The organism is Burkholderia sp. MR1-5-21, from assembly GCF_053427715.1.
The window spans coordinates 99,283-116,246 of the sequence record NZ_JBSAXD010000018.1 but is presented as its reverse complement, the minus strand read 5'-3'; the positions used below and the strand labels follow the sequence as shown (position 1 = coordinate 116,246).

The window sequence follows — 16,964 nt, the reverse complement described above, 5'->3', positions numbered from 1 at the left end:
TCGTTCAATTCTATTTTTCCGCGCAATCGGGGGACGGATCCGCGAGGGCAGGATCGTGCGGCCGAGCGGCCCCGGATGACCCTGCGGAGACGGCCGGCACACCGTGCCGGCATCCGGCCGGCAACGCAGGGCGGGTCCTGCTCCGGCACGCCGGCCGCCGATGCCGCCGATGCCGCCGGTCGTCGATCACCGCCAGCAGGCCGCCGTCAGCAGTTCGCCGTCGGCAGCACGTAATCGCGAAACATCTCGCGCAGCTTCAGCTTCTGCAGCTTCCCGGTCGCCGTATGCGGCAGCGAGTCGACGAACACGACGTCGTCGGGAATCCACCATTTCGCCACCCTGCCTTCGTAGAACGCGAGCATCTCGTCGCGGCTCACATGCGCATCCGCGCGCCTGACGACGACGAGCAGCGGCCGCTCGGTCCATTTCGGGTGCGCGCACGCGATGCATGCGGCTTCGGCGACGGCCGGATGCGCGATCGCGACGTTCTCGATGTCGATCGAGCTGATCCACTCGCCGCCCGACTTGATCACGTCCTTGCTGCGGTCGGTGATCTGCAGGAAGCCGTCCGGGTCGATCGTCGCGACGTCGCCGGTCGGGAACCAGCCGTCGGCAAGCGGCGACGCGTCGCAGTCGAAGTAGCGGTCGATCACCCACGGGCCGCGCACCTGCAGCTCGCCGAACGCGACGCCGTCCCACGGCAGCTCGCGGCCGTCGTCGCCGACGATCCGCATGTCGACGCCGCAGATCACGCGCCCCTGCTTCTCGAGCAGCTTGCGCTGCTCGTCGAGCGGGCGCCGCGACTGCACCCAGTTCAGCTTCGCGAGCGTGCCGAGCGGCGACAGCTCGGTCATCCCCCATGCGTGGATCACGCGCACGTCGTATTCGACCTCGAACGTGCGCAGCATCGCCGGCGGGCACGCGGAGCCGCCGATCACCGTGCGGTTCAGCGTCGAGAAGCGCACGCCCGCGTCGCGCATGTAATTGAGCAGGCCGAGCCAGACGGTCGGCACGCCCGCGGAGAACGTCACGTGCTCCGCTTCCATCAGTTCGTACAGCGACTTGCCGTCGAGATCCTTGCCGGGCAGCACGAGCTTGCCGCCCGTGAGCGGCACCGAATAAGGCAGGCCCCACGCGTTCACATGGAACATCGGCACGACGGGCAGCACCGCGTCCATCGCGGACAGGTTCATCGCGTCGGGCAGCGCGGCACCGTACGCGTGCAGCACGGTCGAGCGATGCGAATACAGCACGCCCTTCGGGTTGCCGGTCGTGCCCGACGTGTAGCAGAGCCCCGACGCCTGCTGCTCGTCGAGGCGCGGCCAGTCGTAGCGGCCGTCCTCGGCGTCGACGAGCGTCTCGTAGCTGAGGAACGGCGTCGCGCCGGACGGCAGGTGCGCGGCGTCCGTCATCGCGATCCAGCCCTTCACGTTCGGGCAGTGCGGCGCGATCGCGTCGACGAGCGGCGCGAAATTGAGGTCGAACAGCACGTAGCGGTCGTCCGCGTGATTGACGATGTACGCGATCTGCTCGGGAAAGAGGCGCGGGTTGATCGTGTGGCAGACGGCGCCCATCCCGCTGATCCCGTAGTACGCCTCGAGATGCCGGTAGCCGTTCCACGCGAGCGTGCCGACGCGCTCGCCCGCGTCGACGCCGAGCCGCGCGAGCGCCTGCGCGAGCTGCTTCGCGCGCCGTTCGCAATCGCGATACGTGTAGCGGTGCAGGTCGCCCTCGACCCGCTTCGACACGATCTCGACGTCGCCCGCGTGCCGCGCGGCATGCGCGATCAACGACGACACGAGGAGCGGCATGTCCATCATCTGGCCCAGCAACGGCATACCCATCGTCTTGTTCTCCCTGAAGGACGCGAATTCGGTGTACAGCCTGGAGCCGGCGCAAGCCCGTCGGCAGCGTGAACGGGCGCCCGGGCACGACGCGCGCGCCGCCATGCGGGCGGCGCGGCGCCGCCTTACAATATCGGCTTACCCAGAGGCGCTCAACATGTCGTTTTCCCGAAGCGCAGCCGAAGCGGCTGACACCCTTCCCGACCTCGCCGCCACGCTCGGCGCGCCCGCCGACGGCGCGTTCGTGCAGCTCGGCGCGGCGTTTCATACGCGCCTGCCGGCCGCGCCGCTGGCCGCGCCGTACGTGGTCGGGTTTTCCGACGAAGTCGCGACGCTGCTCGGCCTGCCCCCATCGCTCGCCGGGCATCCCGAGTTCGCCGCGCTGTTCGCCGGCAATCCGACCCGCGACTGGCCCGCGGACGCGATGTCGTATGCATCGGTCTATTCGGGCCACCAGTTCGGCGTCTGGGCCGGCCAGCTCGGCGACGGCCGCGCGCTGACGATCGGCGAGCTCGCCGGCACGGACGGCCGCCGCTACGAACTGCAGCTGAAGGGCAGCGGCCGCACGCCGTACTCGCGAATGGGCGACGGCCGCGCGGTGCTGCGCTCGTCGATCCGCGAATTCCTGTGCTCCGAGGCGATGCATCACCTCGGCATTCCGACCACCCGCGCGCTGACCGTGATCGGCTCCGACCAGCCGGTGGTCCGCGAGGAGATCGAGACGTCGGCCGTCGTCACGCGCGTGTCCGAGAGCTTCGTGCGCTTCGGCCACTTCGAGCACTTCTTCTCGAACGATCGCCCCGATTTGCTGCGCCAGCTCGCCGATCACGTGATCGACCGCTTCTATCCGGCGTGCCGCGACGCCGACGATCCGTACCTCGCGCTGCTCGAGGCCGCGACGCTGCGCACGGCCGATCTCGTCGCGCAATGGCAGGCGGTCGGCTTCTGCCACGGCGTGATGAACACCGACAACATGTCGATCCTCGGCGTGACGATCGACTACGGCCCGTTCGGCTTCGTCGACGCGTTCGACGCGAACCATATCTGCAACCATTCGGACACGCACGGCCGCTACGCGTACCGGATGCAGCCGCGCATCGCGCACTGGAACTGCTATTGCCTCGCGCAGGCGCTGCTGCCGCTGATCGGGCTGCAGCACGGGATCGCCGACGACGACGCGCGCGCCGAGCGCGCGGTCGAGGACGCGCAGGCCGTGCTCGCGAAGTTTCCGGAACGCTTCGGCCCCGCGCTCGAACGCGCGATGCGCGCGAAGCTCGGGCTCGAACTCGAACACGACGGCGACGCGGCGCTCGCGAACAAACTGCTCGAAGTCATGCATGCGAGCCACGCGGACTTCACGCTGACGTTCCGTCACCTGTCGCAGTTGTCGAAGCACGACGCGAGCCGCGACGCGCCGGTGCGCGACCTGTTCATCGACCGCGACGCGTTCGACGCATGGGCGAACCTCTACCGCGTGCGCCTGTCCGAGGAAACACGCGACGACGCCGCGCGCGCCGCCGCGATGAATCGCGTGAACCCGAAGTTCGTGCTGCGCAACCACTTGGCAGAAATCGCGATCCGGCACGCGAAGGAAAAGGACTTTTCAGAAGTCGAACGTCTCGCGCAGGTGCTGCGCCGGCCGTTCGACGAACAACCCGAATACGCGTCGTATGCGGCGCTTCCGCCCGACTGGGCCGGGTCGCTCGAAGTGAGCTGCTCGTCGTAACGCCCGCCTATCGACCGATCCCTCAGGAGAAACCAGACATGTCCCACGATTCCGACGACAAGTCCTACCCGTACCAGAAGGACGATGCCGAGCTGCGCCGCCGGCTCACGCCGATGCAGTACGAGGTCACGCAGCACGCGGCGACCGAGCGTGCGTTCACCGGCGAATACACCGACACGGAAGACGCCGGCATCTACAAGTGCGTCGTGTGCAGCACGCCGCTGTTCGAATCCGGCGCGAAGTTCCACTCCGGCTGCGGCTGGCCCAGCTACTTCAAGCCGCTCAACGGCGAGGTCATCGACGAGAAGATCGACTACACGCACGGGATGGTGCGCGTCGAGGTCCGCTGCAATCACTGCGGCGCGCATCTCGGCCACGTGTTCGAGGACGGCCCGCGCGACAAGACCGGTTTGCGGTACTGCATCAATTCGGCTGCGTTAAACTTCGAGTCCCGACCCGAACACGAATAAGCGGCGCCCAGGCGCGAATCGGCTGGTCTCCCCGAACGGGCGGCCCGGTTCACGACGGCGCCTGGCGGGTCCCTACAACGGTGAAAGGCCGCGCGAGCGGCCTTTCACGCAGCTGCGAGCACCATGAAATTCCTGTTCGATCTGTTTCCGATCATCCTGTTTTTCGCCGCCTTCAAGGTGTGGGGCATCTTCACCGCGACCGCCGTCGCGATCGTCGCGACGCTCGCCCAGGTCGCCTGGGTCGCGTTCCGCCACCGGAAGGTCGACACCATGCTGTGGGTCAGCCTCGGCGTGATCGTCGTGTTCGGCGGCGCCACCCTCGTCCTGCATGACGAGAAATTCATTCAATGGAAACCGACTGTGCTGTACTGGCTGTTTGCAATTGGCCTGTTCGCCGCGCGCTATGCGTTCGGCAACAATCTGATCGAAAAGATGATGGGCAAGCAGCTCACGCTGCCGCATCCCGTCTGGGACAAGCTCAACGTCGCGTGGGCACTGTTCTTCGCCGTGCTCGGCGTCGCGAACCTCTATGTCGTGCACAACTTCACCGAATCGCAGTGGGTGAACTTCAAGCTGTTCGGCACGACGGGCGCGATGGTGGTGTTCATCATCCTGCAGAGCCTGTGGCTTGCGAAATACCTGAAGGACGAGTGACATGACGGACACCTTCCTCCACGCGTCGCCCGACGCACGCATCGCGCTGATCGAGGCGCGCCTCACGGCCGCGCTCGCGCCCGTTTCGCTCGCGGTGCGCGACGACAGCGCGCAGCACGCGGGCCACGCCGGCGCGGCCGCGGGCGGCCACTACACGGTCACGATCGTGTCCGCCGCGTTCGCCGGCAAGCCGCGCGTCGCGCGGCACCGGCTGGTGTATGATGCGCTCGCCGATGCGATGCAGCGTGGCATCCACGCGCTCGCGATCGTGGCGTACACGCCAGAAGAATTCAATGCATCTTCAATCCAGTCGTCCCATTAGGAATTCCCGATGATCCTGAAATCCCCCCGCCTGTGGGCCGCAGCGGCCGCTCTCGCAGCGGCGCCGGCATTCGCCCAGAACATCGCCGTGGTCAACGGCACGCCGATTCCGAAATCGCGCGCCGACGCGATGGTCTCGCAGCTGGTCCAGCAAGGCCAGACCGACAGCCCGCAGCTGCAGCAGGCCGTGCGCCAGGAACTCGTGAACCGTGAAATCCTGATGCAGGAAGCAATCCGCCGCGGCATCCCGAACCGCGCGGACGTGAAGGCGCAGGTCGCCGTCGCGCAACAGACCGTCGTGCTGCGCGCGATGATCGAGGACTTCCTGAAGACGAACCAGCCAACCGACGCCGAGGTGAAGGCGCGCTATGACGAGCTCGTGAAGGGTGTTTCGAATCGCGAATACCACCTGCACCACATCCTCGTCGACAACGAGCAGCAGGCGAAGGACCTGATCGCGAAGATCAAGGCCGGCGCGAAGTTCGAGGATCTCGCGAAGCAGTATTCGAAGGATCCGGGCTCGGGCAAGAACGGCGGCGATCTCGACTGGTCCGATCCGAAGGCGTACGTGCCGGAATTCGCGGCCGCTGCGCAGAAGCTGCAGAAAGGCCAGATGACCGACGAGCCGGTGAAGACCCAGTTCGGCTGGCACATCATCCGCGTCGACGACATCCGCAACGTCGCACCGCCGCCGTTCGACCAGGTCAAGGCGCAGATCGCACAGCAACTCGTGCAGCAGAAGCTGCAGGCGTTCGAGGAAAACCTGCGCCAGCAGGCGAAGGTGCAGTAACGCCGCATCCCGCATTACTGCGACGGATACGAGAAAGCCGCTCACAAGGAGCGGCTTTCTTTTTTGCCGGCATACCTACGTGGGCATACCGGCGTGGGCATACCGGCGTGGGCATACCGGCGTGGGCGTACCGGCATTGCCATGCCGGCCCGCGAACCCGGTCCGCTACGCGGCATAGAACGACGCGTGATACCGCACGTCGCCAGCGGGTCGCGGCACCGAGTCGTCGAACGACAGCGCCATCAGGTATTCCGGCGGCGCCTGCGGAAACACGATGTCGCCGGCCGGCCCGAAACCGAAACGCGTGTAATAGGCAGGCTCGCCGAGCACGACGCAGCCGCGCGCCCCGAGCCGCCGCAACGCATCGAGGCCCGTGCGCACGAGCCCCGCGCCGATGCTCTGCCGCTGGCAGTCGGGCAGCACCGCGAGCGGCGCCAGCCCGTACCAGCCGGCGTGGCTGCCGTCCCCGATCGTCACCGGCGAGAACGCGACGTGGCCGACGATGCGCGCGTCGCGCTCCGCGACGAGCGACACGCTCAGGCAGCCGTCCGCGCGCAGCGCGTCGACGATCCGCTGCTCGAACCGGCCACCCTGGGGCTCGCCCGCGAACGCCGCGGCGATCACGCGGGCGATCGCCGCGGCATCGGCCGCGCGCTCGTCGCGCAGCGTCACGACATGGACAGGCTCGTGCGGGTCGAACATCGCGTCAGCCGATCCAGCGGCGCGCGTTGCGGAACACGCGCAGCCACGGGCTCGCCTCGCCCCAGCCTTCCGGGTGCCAGCTCATCGTGACCGTGCGGTGCACGCGCTCCATGTGCGGCATCAGCACCGTGAAGCGGCCGTCGGCCGTCGTCACCGACGTGATGCCGGCGGGCGAACCGTTCGGGTTGAACGGATAGCCCTCGGTCGCGTTGCCGCGATGGTCGACATAGCGCATCGCGACCGCGACGCGATCGATGTCGCCCTGCTGCGAGAAGTCCGCAAAGCCTTCGCCGTGCGCGACCGCGACCGGAATCCGCGCGCCTTCCATCCCCGCGAAGAAGATCGACGGCGATTGCTGCACCTCGACGAACGAGAAGCGGGCCTCGAACTGCTCCGACTTGTTGCGCGTGAACTTCGGCCACGCTTCCGCGCCCGGGATCATCGACGAGATGCTCGACAGCATCTGGCAGCCGTTGCAGATGCCGAGCGCGAACGTGTCCTGCCGCGCGAAGAATGCCGAGAACATGTCGGCGAGGTTCGCGTTGAAGCGGATCGTCTTCGCCCAGCCTTCGCCCGCACCCAGCACGTCGCCGTACGAGAAGCCGCCGCACGCGACCGCACCCGCGAAGTCCGCGAGCGTCGCGCGGCCGGCCAGCAGGTCGCTCATGTGCACGTCGTGCGCGTCGAAGCCCGCGCGGTCGAATGCGTAAGCCGTTTCGAGGTGCGAGTTCACGCCCTGCTCGCGCAGGATCGCGACGCGCGGACGCGCGCCCGTCGCGATGAACGGCGCGGCGATGTCATCGGCCGGATCGAACGTCAGCACCGGCGTGATGCCCGGGTCGGCCGCGTCGAGCAGCGCGTCGTATTCGGCGTCCGCACAGGCCGGGTTGTCGCGCAGGCGTGCGATGCGCCAGCTCACCTCGCCCCACGCGCGATGCAGTTCGGCGCGCGGCGCGTCGAAGATCTTCTTCGCGTCGCGGTACACCTCGATCACGTCGCGCTCGTTGACCGTGCCGATCACGTGCGAGCACGCCGACAGGCCGAACTCGCGCAGCGCGCCGAGCACCGCGTCGCGGTCGGCCGCGCGCACCTGCACGACGGCGCCCAGCTCTTCCGAGAACAGCGCGCGCAGCGTGCGGTCCTCGCGGCGGCCGCTCGTCTGCTTCGCCCAGTCCTTCGCATCGCCGTAGTCGGATTCGTGCTTCTCGTCGAGCGTCAGCATGTCGACGTTCAGCGACACGCCCGCGTGGCCCGCGAACGCCATTTCGCAGACCGTCGCCCACAGGCCGCCGTCCGAGCGGTCGTGGTACGCAAGCAGCTTGCCCTGCGCATTCAGCGACTGGATCGCCGTGAAGAAGCGCTTCAGGTCTTCCGGATCGTCGACGTCCGGCGTCGCATCGCCGACCTGCTGCGTGACCTGCGCGAAGATGCTGCCGGCCATCCGGTTCTTGCCGCGCCCGAGGTCGATCGCGACCAGCACGCTGTCGCCGGCGTCGGCGACGCGCTGCAGCTGCGGCGTCAGGTGGCGGCGCACGTCCTCGACCGGTGCGAACGCGGAGATGATCAGCGACACCGGCGCAACGACTTCCTTCGCGACGCCCTGCTCGTCCCACTTCGTCTTCATCGACAGCGAGTCCTTGCCGACCGGGATGCCGATGCCGAGCGCCGGGCACAGCTCCATGCCGATCGCCTTCACGGTGTCGAACAGCGCGGCGTCTTCGCCGGCGGTGCCGCACGCGGCCATCCAGTTCGCGGACAGCTTCAGCTTGTCGAGCGACGCGATCGGCGCGCTCGCGATGTTGGTGATCGCTTCGCCGACGGCCATGCGGCCCGATGCGGGCGCATCGATCACCGCGAGCGGCGTGCGCTCGGCCATCGTCATCGCTTCGCCCTTGAAGCCCGCGTAGTCGAGCGCGGTGATCGCGCAGTCGGCGACGGGCACTTGCCACGGGCCGACCATCTGGTCGCGCACCGACGTGCCGCCGACCGAACGGTCGCCGATCGTGATCAGGAATGACTTGCTCGCGACCGTCGGGTGCTTCAGCACGTCGACGGCGACCTGCGCGAGCGGGACGCCCGTCACGTCGACGGGCGCACGCTCGGTGCTCACGCGCGTGACGTCGCGGTGCATGCGCGGCGGCTTGCCGAGCAGCACTTCCATCGGCATGTCGACCGGATATTCGTCGACGCCGGTCGCCTCGTCGTCGACGAGCCGCAGCTGGCGCTCGTCGGTCGCGACGCCTACGACCGAGAACGGGCAGCGCTCGCGTGCGCAGATCGCCTCGAAGCGCGGCAGGTCGGCCGGCGCGATCGCCAGCACGTACCGCTCCTGCGCCTCGTTCGACCAGATCTCGCGCGGCGACAGGCCCGATTCCTCGAGCGCGACCTTGCGCAGCTCGAAGCGCGCGCCCTTGCCTGCGCCGTCGACGATCTCGGGGAACGCGTTCGACAGGCCGCCCGCGCCGACGTCATGGATGCTGAGGATCGGGTTTTCCGCGCCGAGCTGCCAGCAGCCGTTGATCACTTCCTGCGCGCGGCGCTCGATTTCCGGGTTGCCGCGCTGCACCGAGTCGAAGTCGAGCTCGGCCGTGTTCGCGCCGGTCGCCATCGAGCTCGCCGCGCCGCCGCCCATGCCGATCCGCATGCCGGGGCCGCCGATCTGGATCAGCAAGGAACCGGCCGGCACGTCGTGCTTGTGCGTGTGCTGGTCGGCGATGTTGCCGAGGCCGCCCGCGATCATGATCGGCTTGTGATAGCCGCGCACCTGGCCGCCGACGTTCTGCTCGTACACGCGGAAGTAGCCGCCGAGGTTCGGACGGCCGAATTCGTTGTTGAACGCGGCGCCGCCGAGCGGGCCGTCGATCATGATCTGCAGCGGCGACGCGATGCGGTCCGGACGCCCGTACGGGCCGTGCTGATCGTTCGGGTTGCGCTCGCCGACCGGTTGCGCGGCGTCGCGCGCGTTTTCCCACGGCTGGCGCGCGTCGGGCAGGTCGAGGTTCGACACGGTGAAGCCCGTCAGGCCCGCCTTCGGACGCGCACCGCGGCCCGTCGCGCCTTCGTCGCGGATCTCGCCGCCCGCGCCGGTCGCCGCGCCCGGGAACGGCGAGATCGCCGTCGGGTGGTTGTGCGTCTCGACCTTCATCAGCGTGTGCGTCAGTTCGGTGTGGCGGCCGTAGCGTTCGCCCGGCTCGCCGGCCGCGCCCGCGTTGCGCGGGAACCAGCGTTCCGCTTCCGCGCCCACCATGATCGACGAGTTGTCCGAATACGCGACGATCGTGCCCTGCGGGTTCAGCTTCTCGGTGTTGCGGATCATCGCGAACAGCGACATGTCCTGCGCTTCGCCGTCGATCGTCCACTGCGCGTTGAAGATCTTGTGGCGGCAGTGCTCGCTGTTCGCCTGCGCGAACATCATCAGCTCGACGTCGGTCGGGTTGCGCTCGAGCTTGCGGAACGCGTCGACGAGGTAGTCGATCTCGTCGTCGGCAAGCGCGAGGCCGAGCTCGACGTTCGCGCGTTCGAGCGCGCCGCGGCCCTGCGCGAGCACGTCGACCGTCGCGAGCGGCTTGGCCGGCAGTTCGTCGAACAGGTGCTTCGCGTCGTCGCGCGACGCGACCGCGCTTTCGGTCATCCGGTCATGCAGCGCGGCCGCGACCGCGGCGCGCACGTCGTCGGACAGCGCCTTCTTGCCGCCGAGCAGGCCCGACTTCAGCGTGACCGTGTACTCGACGCCGCGCTCGATGCGGCGCACGTGCGTGAGGCCGCAATGCTGCGCGATGTCGGTCGCCTTGCTCGCCCACGGCGACACGGTGCCGAAGCGCGGCAGCACGACGAAGGTTTCGGTGCTTCCCTTGTCGGCCGCCGGCTCGAACGGCGCGCCGTAGTGCATCAGCGCGTCGATGCGCGCGCTGTCGTCGGCCGACAGCGGCTCACTGGCGTTGACGAAGTGCAGGTACTGGCCGCGGACCGCGACGATGTTGGCGTCGATTTGCTTGAGCGTGTCGAGCAGACGGGTCTGACGGAAATCGGAAAGGGCCGAAGCGCCGGGAAAACACGAGAAGTGAGCCATGGGCTGGACTGACGTCGATGAGTCGCGCAAAGCGGCGACGTGGGGCGAAAGGAAGGCCGTAATTATACCCGGAAGTCTGCGCCCCAAGGCCCGTCCGGTCGCGACGCACGCACGCCGACACCGGGCCGTCGTCGTTTGGCGCTATCATTGCCGGCTCACCGGGCCGCGCACGGCCCGTCACGCGAATCACCACCGGGCGGCCGAGCCGCCGCCCGTCATCGAAGCAATCCATGGATGTCATCGTCATCGGCGGCGGAATCAGCGGCGTCGCCACCGCCTACCAGCTGCGTGCGGCCGGCCATCGCGTATGCGTCGTCGAGCGTCACGCGACCGTCGCGCAAGGCGCGACCTACGGCGATGGCGGCACGCTGCTGCCGAGCCCGCTCGACGTCTGGTTCGGGCCGACCTTCATGCGCCAGCGCCAGCCACGCGACAGCGGCATCGTCTACAAGCCCGGGCTGAACGGCCAGGTCCGCCGCTTCGTGAAGCGGCTCGGCGCACTGCGCGAGCCCGAAGCGTTCGCGGCCCAGTATGCGCGGCTGCGCCCGCTGGTCGACGCGTCGCGCGACGCGATCGCCGACATCGAGGCCCGCTTCGAACTCGAATTCGAACAGAAGGCCGGCGTGCTGCACGTCGTGCGCGACGCGCACGACTGGGACGCCGCGCAGCCCGCGCTCGACCTGCTGCGCACGCTCGACCTGCCGCATCGCACGCTGACGGCGGCCGAATGCGCGGCGCTCGAGCCGTCGGTGCCCGCCGAGCCGGCGTTCGCCGGCGGCGTGCTGCTCGAGACCGAGCGCACCGGGAACTGCCCGCTGTTCGCGAAGCTCGTCAAGCAGGTGCTCGACGAGCACGACGTGCAGTTCCGTTTCGGCGCCGACGTCGCCGCGATCCGCACCGACTCGGGCCGCGCCGCGGTCGAACTGGCGCCGCCGACCGGCGACCGCCGTGCGGCCAGCGCGCGCGAAGTCGACGTGATCTCCGCCGACGCGATCGTGGTCGCCGCAGGGGCCGGCAGCCTCGCGCTGCTCGAGCGGCTCGGCATGCGCGTGCCGCTGCATCCGATGCGCATCCATACGCTGACCGCGCCGGTCGCGTACGAGGAGCACGCGCCGCACCTGACCGTCGTCGACTCGATCAAGCGGATCGCGATGACACGCACCCATCAGCGGATGCGCATCGGCGGCGGCGCTGTGCTGCAGAGTCTGCAGGACACCGCCCGGCCGCTCGCCGAGCCGCTGTCGCAGGCCGCGCTCGCGTTGCTCGGGCAGGCCGTCCACGACTGGGTGCCCGGCGCCGCGAAGATCTCGGCCGCGCTGTCGTGGCAAGGCACGCAGCTGCTGTCGCCGGACGGCATGCCGGTCGTCGGTCCGACCCCGCATCCGCGCGTATTCGTCAATTTCGGCCACGGCCCCGCAGGCTGGGGGCTCGCGTGCGGGTCTGCTAAAGTGGTGGCGGATTACATCGGCGGCCATACCGGCGATACGCAGCGCTGGCCTGCCGACACGCTCGCCGCGCTGCGCGCCGAGCGTTTCACGACCTGACCGGCCGCACGGGCTTGCCCGGCGGCATCCTTCCCCCGCCGCCATGACCGTCACCCGCCCGCTTTCCGTCCCCGCCCCGCTCGCGCTGCAGCGCGTCGCCGACTTGCGCGCCGCCGAAACCGCCGCGGCCGCCGCGCTGCCGCCGCACACGCTGATGGGCCGCGCAGGCGCGGCCGCCGCGCGCTGGCTGTCCGAACGCGTCGCCCACGACGGCCGCCCGGTATGGTTCGCGGTCGGCCCCGGCAACAACGGCGGCGATGCCCTCGTCGCCGCGGCGGAACTGCAGCGCCTCGGGGTCGCAACCGAGGCGTGGATGCCGGTCGCGGTGAAGCCCGACGACGCGCAATGGGCGCTCGGCCTCGCCCGCGCGGCCGGCGTGCCGGTCTCGACCGAGCCGCCCGCGTCGTTCGAAGGCTATGCATGGGTCGTCGACGGGCTGTTCGGCATCGGCCTCGCCCGCGCGCTCGACGGCGCGTTCGCGGACATCGCCGCGCGCATCGCCGCCCGCGCGCGGACGACCGGTCGCGTGCTCGCGCTCGACGTGCCGAGCGGCCTCGACAGCGATACCGGGCACATCGTCGGCGCCGGTGTCGCCGTTGCCGCGACGCATACGCTGACCTTCATCGCCGCGAAGCCGGGTCTCTACATGGGCGAAGGCCGCGATCTCGCGGGCGTTGTCGACGTCGCGTCACTCGACGTTCCGGCGCCCGCAGCGCCGGCCATGATGCTGAACGCACCCGCGCTGTTCGCCGATGCGCTGCCCGCGCGCGCGTTCGCATCGCACAAGGGCACGTTCGGCAGCCTCGCCGTGATCGGCGGCGACACCGGCATGTGCGGTGCGCCGATCCTCGCCGCGCGCGCGGCGCTGTTCGCCGGCGCGGGCAAGGTGTACGTCGGCTTTCTCGGCGCGGGCGCGCCGCCGTACGATCCGCCGTTTCCCGAACTGATGCTGCATCCGGCCGACGGCCTCGATCTCGCCGAGATGACCGCGATCGCGGCCGGCTGCGGTCTCGGCACGCGCGACGCGGCGGCGACGCTCGTACGCGACGTGCTCGCGCACGGCGCAGCCACGCTATTCGACGCCGACGCGCTGAACCTGATCGCCGCGCACCCGGAACTCGCCGACGCCGTCGCGGCGCGCGGCGCGCAGGGCAACGCATGCATCCTGACCCCGCACCCGCTCGAAGCAGCACGGCTGCTCGGCTGCGATACCGCGACCGTGCAGCGCGACCGGCTCGCGGCGGCGCACGCGCTCGCCGCGCGCTTCGCGAGCGTCGTGGTGCTGAAAGGCGCGGGCACCGTGATCGCCGCGCCCGACGGCCGCCTGACGGTCAACCCGACCGGCAACGCGGCACTCGCGACGGGCGGCACGGGCGACGTGCTCGGCGGCCTGATCGGCGCGCTGCTCGCGCAGCGCGTACCCCAATACGAGGCCGCGCTCGCGGGCGTCTACCTGCACGGCCTCGCGGCCGACACGCTGGTCGCCGACGGCACGGGACCGGCCGGGCTGACGGCCGGCGAACTGGCGCCGATGGTGCGCACGCTGATCAATCGCCATTTTTACCCGTGCGGACGCGCGGACACATAACGCCGCTATACTGACTCCCCCGCCGCACGGCGGGTCCGCTCGTCCGCCGGACATCCGATCCCGATGCGCCGGCGCGGCATTCCTCCCGATTCACGCTTCACTCGAACCGTCATGACGCTGAATTCGCTCCCCGCCTGGACTGCCCTGCAAACCCACTACGAACAGATCCGCCACGCCCGGTTGCGCGACTGGTTCGTACCGGAAAACGATCCCGCGCCGACCCGCGCCGAACGCTTCACGTTCTCGGGCGGCGGCCTCGCGGCCGACTTCTCGAAGAACCGCATCACCGACGACACGCTGCGCCTGCTTGTGCAGCTCGCGCGCGACGCACGCGTCGAGGCGCGCCGCGACGCGATGTTCGCGGGCGACATCGTCAACCCGACCGAGGGCCGCGCGGCCCTGCACACGGCGCTGCGCGCGACCGATCCGCACGCGCCGTTCCATGCGCAGATCGTCGCGGAACGCGCGAAGATGGCAACATTCGCGCGCGCGGTGCGCAGCGGCGCCTGGACCGGCCATACGGGCAAGCGCATCCGCCACGTGATCAACATCGGCATCGGCGGCTCCGACCTCGGGCCGAAGATGGTCGTGCACGCACTGCACCACGTCGCGACGCCCGACATCGCGACGCACTTCGTCTCGAACGTCGACGGCGCCGATCTCGCACGCGTGCTCGAGCAGGTCGACCCGGAAGAAACGCTCGCGATCATCGTGTCGAAGACCTTCACGACACTCGAGACGATGACGAACGCGCGCTCGCTGCGCGACTGGTTCGTCGCGAAGGGCTGCCCGGAAAGTGCGCTGTCGAAGCATTTCGTCGGCGTGTCCGCGAACCCGGCCGAAGTCGTCCGGTTCGGCATCGCCGACAACAACGTATTCGAGATGTGGGACTGGGTCGGCGGCCGCTACTCGCTGTGGTCGGCTGTCGGCCTGTCGATCATGATCGCGATCGGCCCCGAGCAGTTCGACGAGCTGCTCGCCGGCGCGAACGACATGGACCGCCATTTCCGCGAAGCGCCGCTCGAACGCAACCTGCCGGTGCTGCTCGGCATGATCGGCATCTGGTATCGCAACTTCTTCGGCTCGCAAAGCTATCTCGTCGCGCCGTATTCGGAAGCGCTGCATTTCCTGCCGTCGTACCTGCAGCAGCTCGAGATGGAGAGCAACGGCAAGTCCGCGCGGCTCGACGGCACGTTCGTCGACTATCCGACCTCCGCCGTCACCTGGGGCGAGCCGGGCACCAACGGCCAGCACGCGTTCTTCCAGATGCTGCACCAGGGGCCGACGATCGTGCCGATCGACTTCATCGCGGTGCTGACGCCCGAGCATCCGCTCGCGAGCCATCACCCGAAGCTGCTCGCGAACTGCTTCGCGCAGAGCGAGGCGCTGATGCTCGGCCGCACGCTCGACGAAGCACGCGAGGTCGCCGGGCCAGGCAAAGAGTCGCTCGCGCCGCACCTGACCTTCCCCGGCAACCGCCCGACGACGACGCTGCTCGTCGACGCACTGACGCCGCGCGCGCTCGGTGCGCTGATCGCGCTCTACGAGCACAAGGTGCTGGTGCAGGCGTCGGTATGGGACATCAACCCGTTCGACCAGTGGGGCGTCGAGCTCGGCAAGATCCTCGGCAAGGTGGTCGAGGCGGACCTGACGGCCGATGCGCTCGATCCGGCGAAGCACGATTCGTCGACGACGGCGCTGATCGCCCGCGCACGCGCCGCGCTCAAGCGCTGATCAGCGCTGACAACCGCTGATGACGGTCGGCCGCGCGACGCGATACCCGCGCGCGCGGCCCGGTCGCAGGATTGCGTCGGAGGGGTGTCAGGAAACGCCGCGCTGCGCCGCGCGCGGCGTCACGATGCGGCCGGCGTCGAGCGTCACCGTCGTCGCGCAGCGGCGCGCGAGTTCCGGATCGTGCGTGACCAGCACGAGCGTCGCGCCGTGCGTACGATTGAGTTCGAACATCAGGTCGATGACCGCATGCCCCGTTGCCGCATCGAGACTGCCGGTCGGCTCGTCGGCAAACAGGATCGCCGGATGCGTGACGAACGCACGGGCAAGCGCGACGCGCTGCTGCTCGCCGCCGGACAGCAGCTTCGGGTAATGCGCGATGCGCTCGCCGAGCCCGACCTGCGCGAGCAGCGCACGCGCGCGGTCGGCCGCGTCGCGCGCGCCGATCCCGCCTTGCAGTTCGAGCGGCAGCATCACGTTTTCCAGCGCGGTCAGGTGCGGCATCAGCTGGAACGACTGGAACACGAACCCGACCGCGCCGTTGCGCAGCGCGGCGCGCTCGTCCTCGTCGAGCTGGTCAAGCGGCTGGCCGAGCAGGCGAACCGTGCCGCTCGTCGCGCTGTCCAACCCCGCAAGCAGGCCGAGCAGCGTCGATTTGCCGGACCCGGACGCGCCGACGATCGCCAGGCTGCCGCCGGACGGCACGGTGAGGTCGATGCCGTCGAGGATCGTCAGCTCGCCCGTTGCGTCGGCGACCCGCTTGCATACTTGATGAGCTTCGATGACCGGATCGTTAATCTTGAGCATGGACACGACAATTCGCAGGAATAGACGCGCGGCGCTGGCCGCGCTGCTGTGCGGCGCACTCGCCGCGAGCACGGCCGGTCTTGGCCTTGCCCGCGCCGCGACCGCGCCGTCCGATGCAGCGGGCCAGCCCGTGATCGTCGTGCTCGGCGACAGCCTGTCGGCCGAATACGGCCTGCCGCGCGACACGGGCTGGGTGGCGTTGCTGCGGCAACGACTCGCCACCGAGCGGATCGATTATAGCGTTGCGAACGCGAGCGTCAGCGGCGACACGACGAGCGGCGGACGCGCCCGCCTGCCTGCGGTGCTGCAGCGGCTGAAGCCGTCGATCGTCGTCGTCGAGCTCGGCGCGAACGACGCGCTGCGCGGCGTGCCGCTCGCGACGACCGAGCGCAATCTGCGCGAGATCGTCGCCGACGCGCAGCATGCGCACGCGAAAGTCGTGCTGGTCGGCATGTACGTGCCACCCAACTACGGCCCCGACTACACGCAGAAGTTCCACGGCATCTACACGCGGCTGGCGAAGGATCTCGGCGTGCCGCTCGTGCCGTTCCTGCTGGCCGGCATCGAGAACCGGCCCGAGATGTTCCAGTCCGACCAGATCCATCCGACGCAGCAGGCGCAAGGCGTGCTCCTCGACAACGTGTGGCCGTCGCTGAAGCCGCTGCTCCCGAAGCCGCGCGGCTGAACGCGCGCCGGACGCCGGCATGAAAAAGCCCCG

Annotated in this window: 13 protein-coding genes; 9 read left to right on the top strand and 4 right to left on the bottom strand. The window is 69.4% G+C overall.

The genetic code is table 11. The annotated features are described in order from the left end of the window. Positions 1–206 precede the first annotated feature (206 nt). The gene (locus ACV229_RS23810) at positions 207–1,844 is read right to left on the bottom strand and encodes a 3-(methylthio)propionyl-CoA ligase (protein ID WP_448085552.1); all 1,638 of its coding nucleotides are present in this window, start codon (positions 1,842–1,844) and stop codon (positions 207–209) included. Positions 1,845–2,001: 157 nt separating this feature from the next. Between ACV229_RS23810 and ACV229_RS23805 the strand changes: the two genes are divergently transcribed. The 5 genes from ACV229_RS23805 to ACV229_RS23785 all read left to right on the top strand — a co-directional run bounded on the left by ACV229_RS23805 (position 2,002) and on the right by ACV229_RS23785 (position 5,805). After that, entirely contained in the window at positions 2,002–3,570 is a 1,569-nt protein-coding gene (locus ACV229_RS23805; RefSeq protein ID WP_448085551.1) for a protein adenylyltransferase SelO, read from the top strand. Between the two features lie 38 nt (positions 3,571–3,608). Further along, positions 3,609–4,040, top strand: coding sequence for a peptide-methionine (R)-S-oxide reductase MsrB (msrB, locus tag ACV229_RS23800; RefSeq protein WP_448085550.1), 432 nt, complete (start codon positions 3,609–3,611; stop codon positions 4,038–4,040). Between the two features lie 123 nt (positions 4,041–4,163). After that, the gene (locus ACV229_RS23795) at positions 4,164–4,694 is read left to right on the top strand and encodes a septation protein A (RefSeq protein ID WP_124602255.1); all 531 of its coding nucleotides are present in this window, start codon (positions 4,164–4,166) and stop codon (positions 4,692–4,694) included. A gap of 1 nt (position 4,695) precedes the next feature. Then, complete coding sequence (locus ACV229_RS23790) at positions 4,696–5,016, top strand: BolA family protein (protein WP_448085549.1); 321 nt, start codon at positions 4,696–4,698, stop codon at positions 5,014–5,016. Positions 5,017–5,025: 9 nt separating this feature from the next. Further along, positions 5,026–5,805 carry a peptidylprolyl isomerase gene (locus ACV229_RS23785; RefSeq protein WP_448085548.1) on the top strand — a complete coding sequence of 260 codons (780 nt, stop codon included), beginning with the start codon at positions 5,026–5,028 and terminating at the stop codon, positions 5,803–5,805. 165 nt (positions 5,806–5,970) lie between these two features. Here the strand turns inward: ACV229_RS23785 and ACV229_RS23780 are convergent, their stop codons facing one another. Continuing rightward, positions 5,971–6,507 (bottom strand): GNAT family N-acetyltransferase, encoded by a 537-nt coding sequence (locus tag ACV229_RS23780; RefSeq protein ID WP_448085547.1) that lies wholly within the window; start codon positions 6,505–6,507, stop codon positions 5,971–5,973. Between the two features lie 4 nt (positions 6,508–6,511). Next, positions 6,512–10,576, bottom strand: a complete 4,065-nt coding sequence (gene purL, locus ACV229_RS23775; protein ID WP_448085546.1) for a phosphoribosylformylglycinamidine synthase — start codon at positions 10,574–10,576, stop codon at positions 6,512–6,514. Positions 10,577–10,806: 230 nt separating this feature from the next. Here purL and ACV229_RS23770 point away from each other — a divergent pair, with 230 nt between their 5' ends. The 3 genes from ACV229_RS23770 to pgi all read left to right on the top strand — a co-directional run bounded on the left by ACV229_RS23770 (position 10,807) and on the right by pgi (position 15,442). Further along, a complete protein-coding gene (locus tag ACV229_RS23770; RefSeq protein ID WP_448085545.1) occupies positions 10,807–12,120 on the top strand; it encodes an FAD-dependent oxidoreductase in 1,314 nt (437 codons plus the stop codon). A 43-nt stretch (positions 12,121–12,163) separates the two neighbouring features. After that, on the top strand, positions 12,164–13,708 hold the full coding sequence (locus tag ACV229_RS23765; protein WP_448085544.1) for an NAD(P)H-hydrate dehydratase: 1,545 nt from the start codon (positions 12,164–12,166) through the stop codon (positions 13,706–13,708). 111 nt (positions 13,709–13,819) lie between these two features. After that, a complete protein-coding gene (gene pgi, locus ACV229_RS23760; protein ID WP_448085543.1) occupies positions 13,820–15,442 on the top strand; it encodes a glucose-6-phosphate isomerase in 1,623 nt (540 codons plus the stop codon). A gap of 87 nt (positions 15,443–15,529) precedes the next feature. Here pgi and ACV229_RS23755 read toward each other — a convergent pair whose 3' ends face one another. Continuing rightward, positions 15,530–16,246, bottom strand: coding sequence for an ABC transporter ATP-binding protein (locus tag ACV229_RS23755; RefSeq protein ID WP_448085542.1), 717 nt, complete (start codon positions 16,244–16,246; stop codon positions 15,530–15,532). On the opposite strand from ACV229_RS23755, the gene ACV229_RS23750 reads away from it, so the two are divergent. Beyond that, positions 16,245–16,931 carry an arylesterase gene (locus tag ACV229_RS23750; protein WP_448085541.1) on the top strand — a complete coding sequence of 229 codons (687 nt, stop codon included), beginning with the start codon at positions 16,245–16,247 and terminating at the stop codon, positions 16,929–16,931. The two genes, ACV229_RS23755 and ACV229_RS23750, sit on opposite strands and share 2 nt — an antisense overlap. Positions 16,932–16,964: the final 33 nt, after the last annotated feature.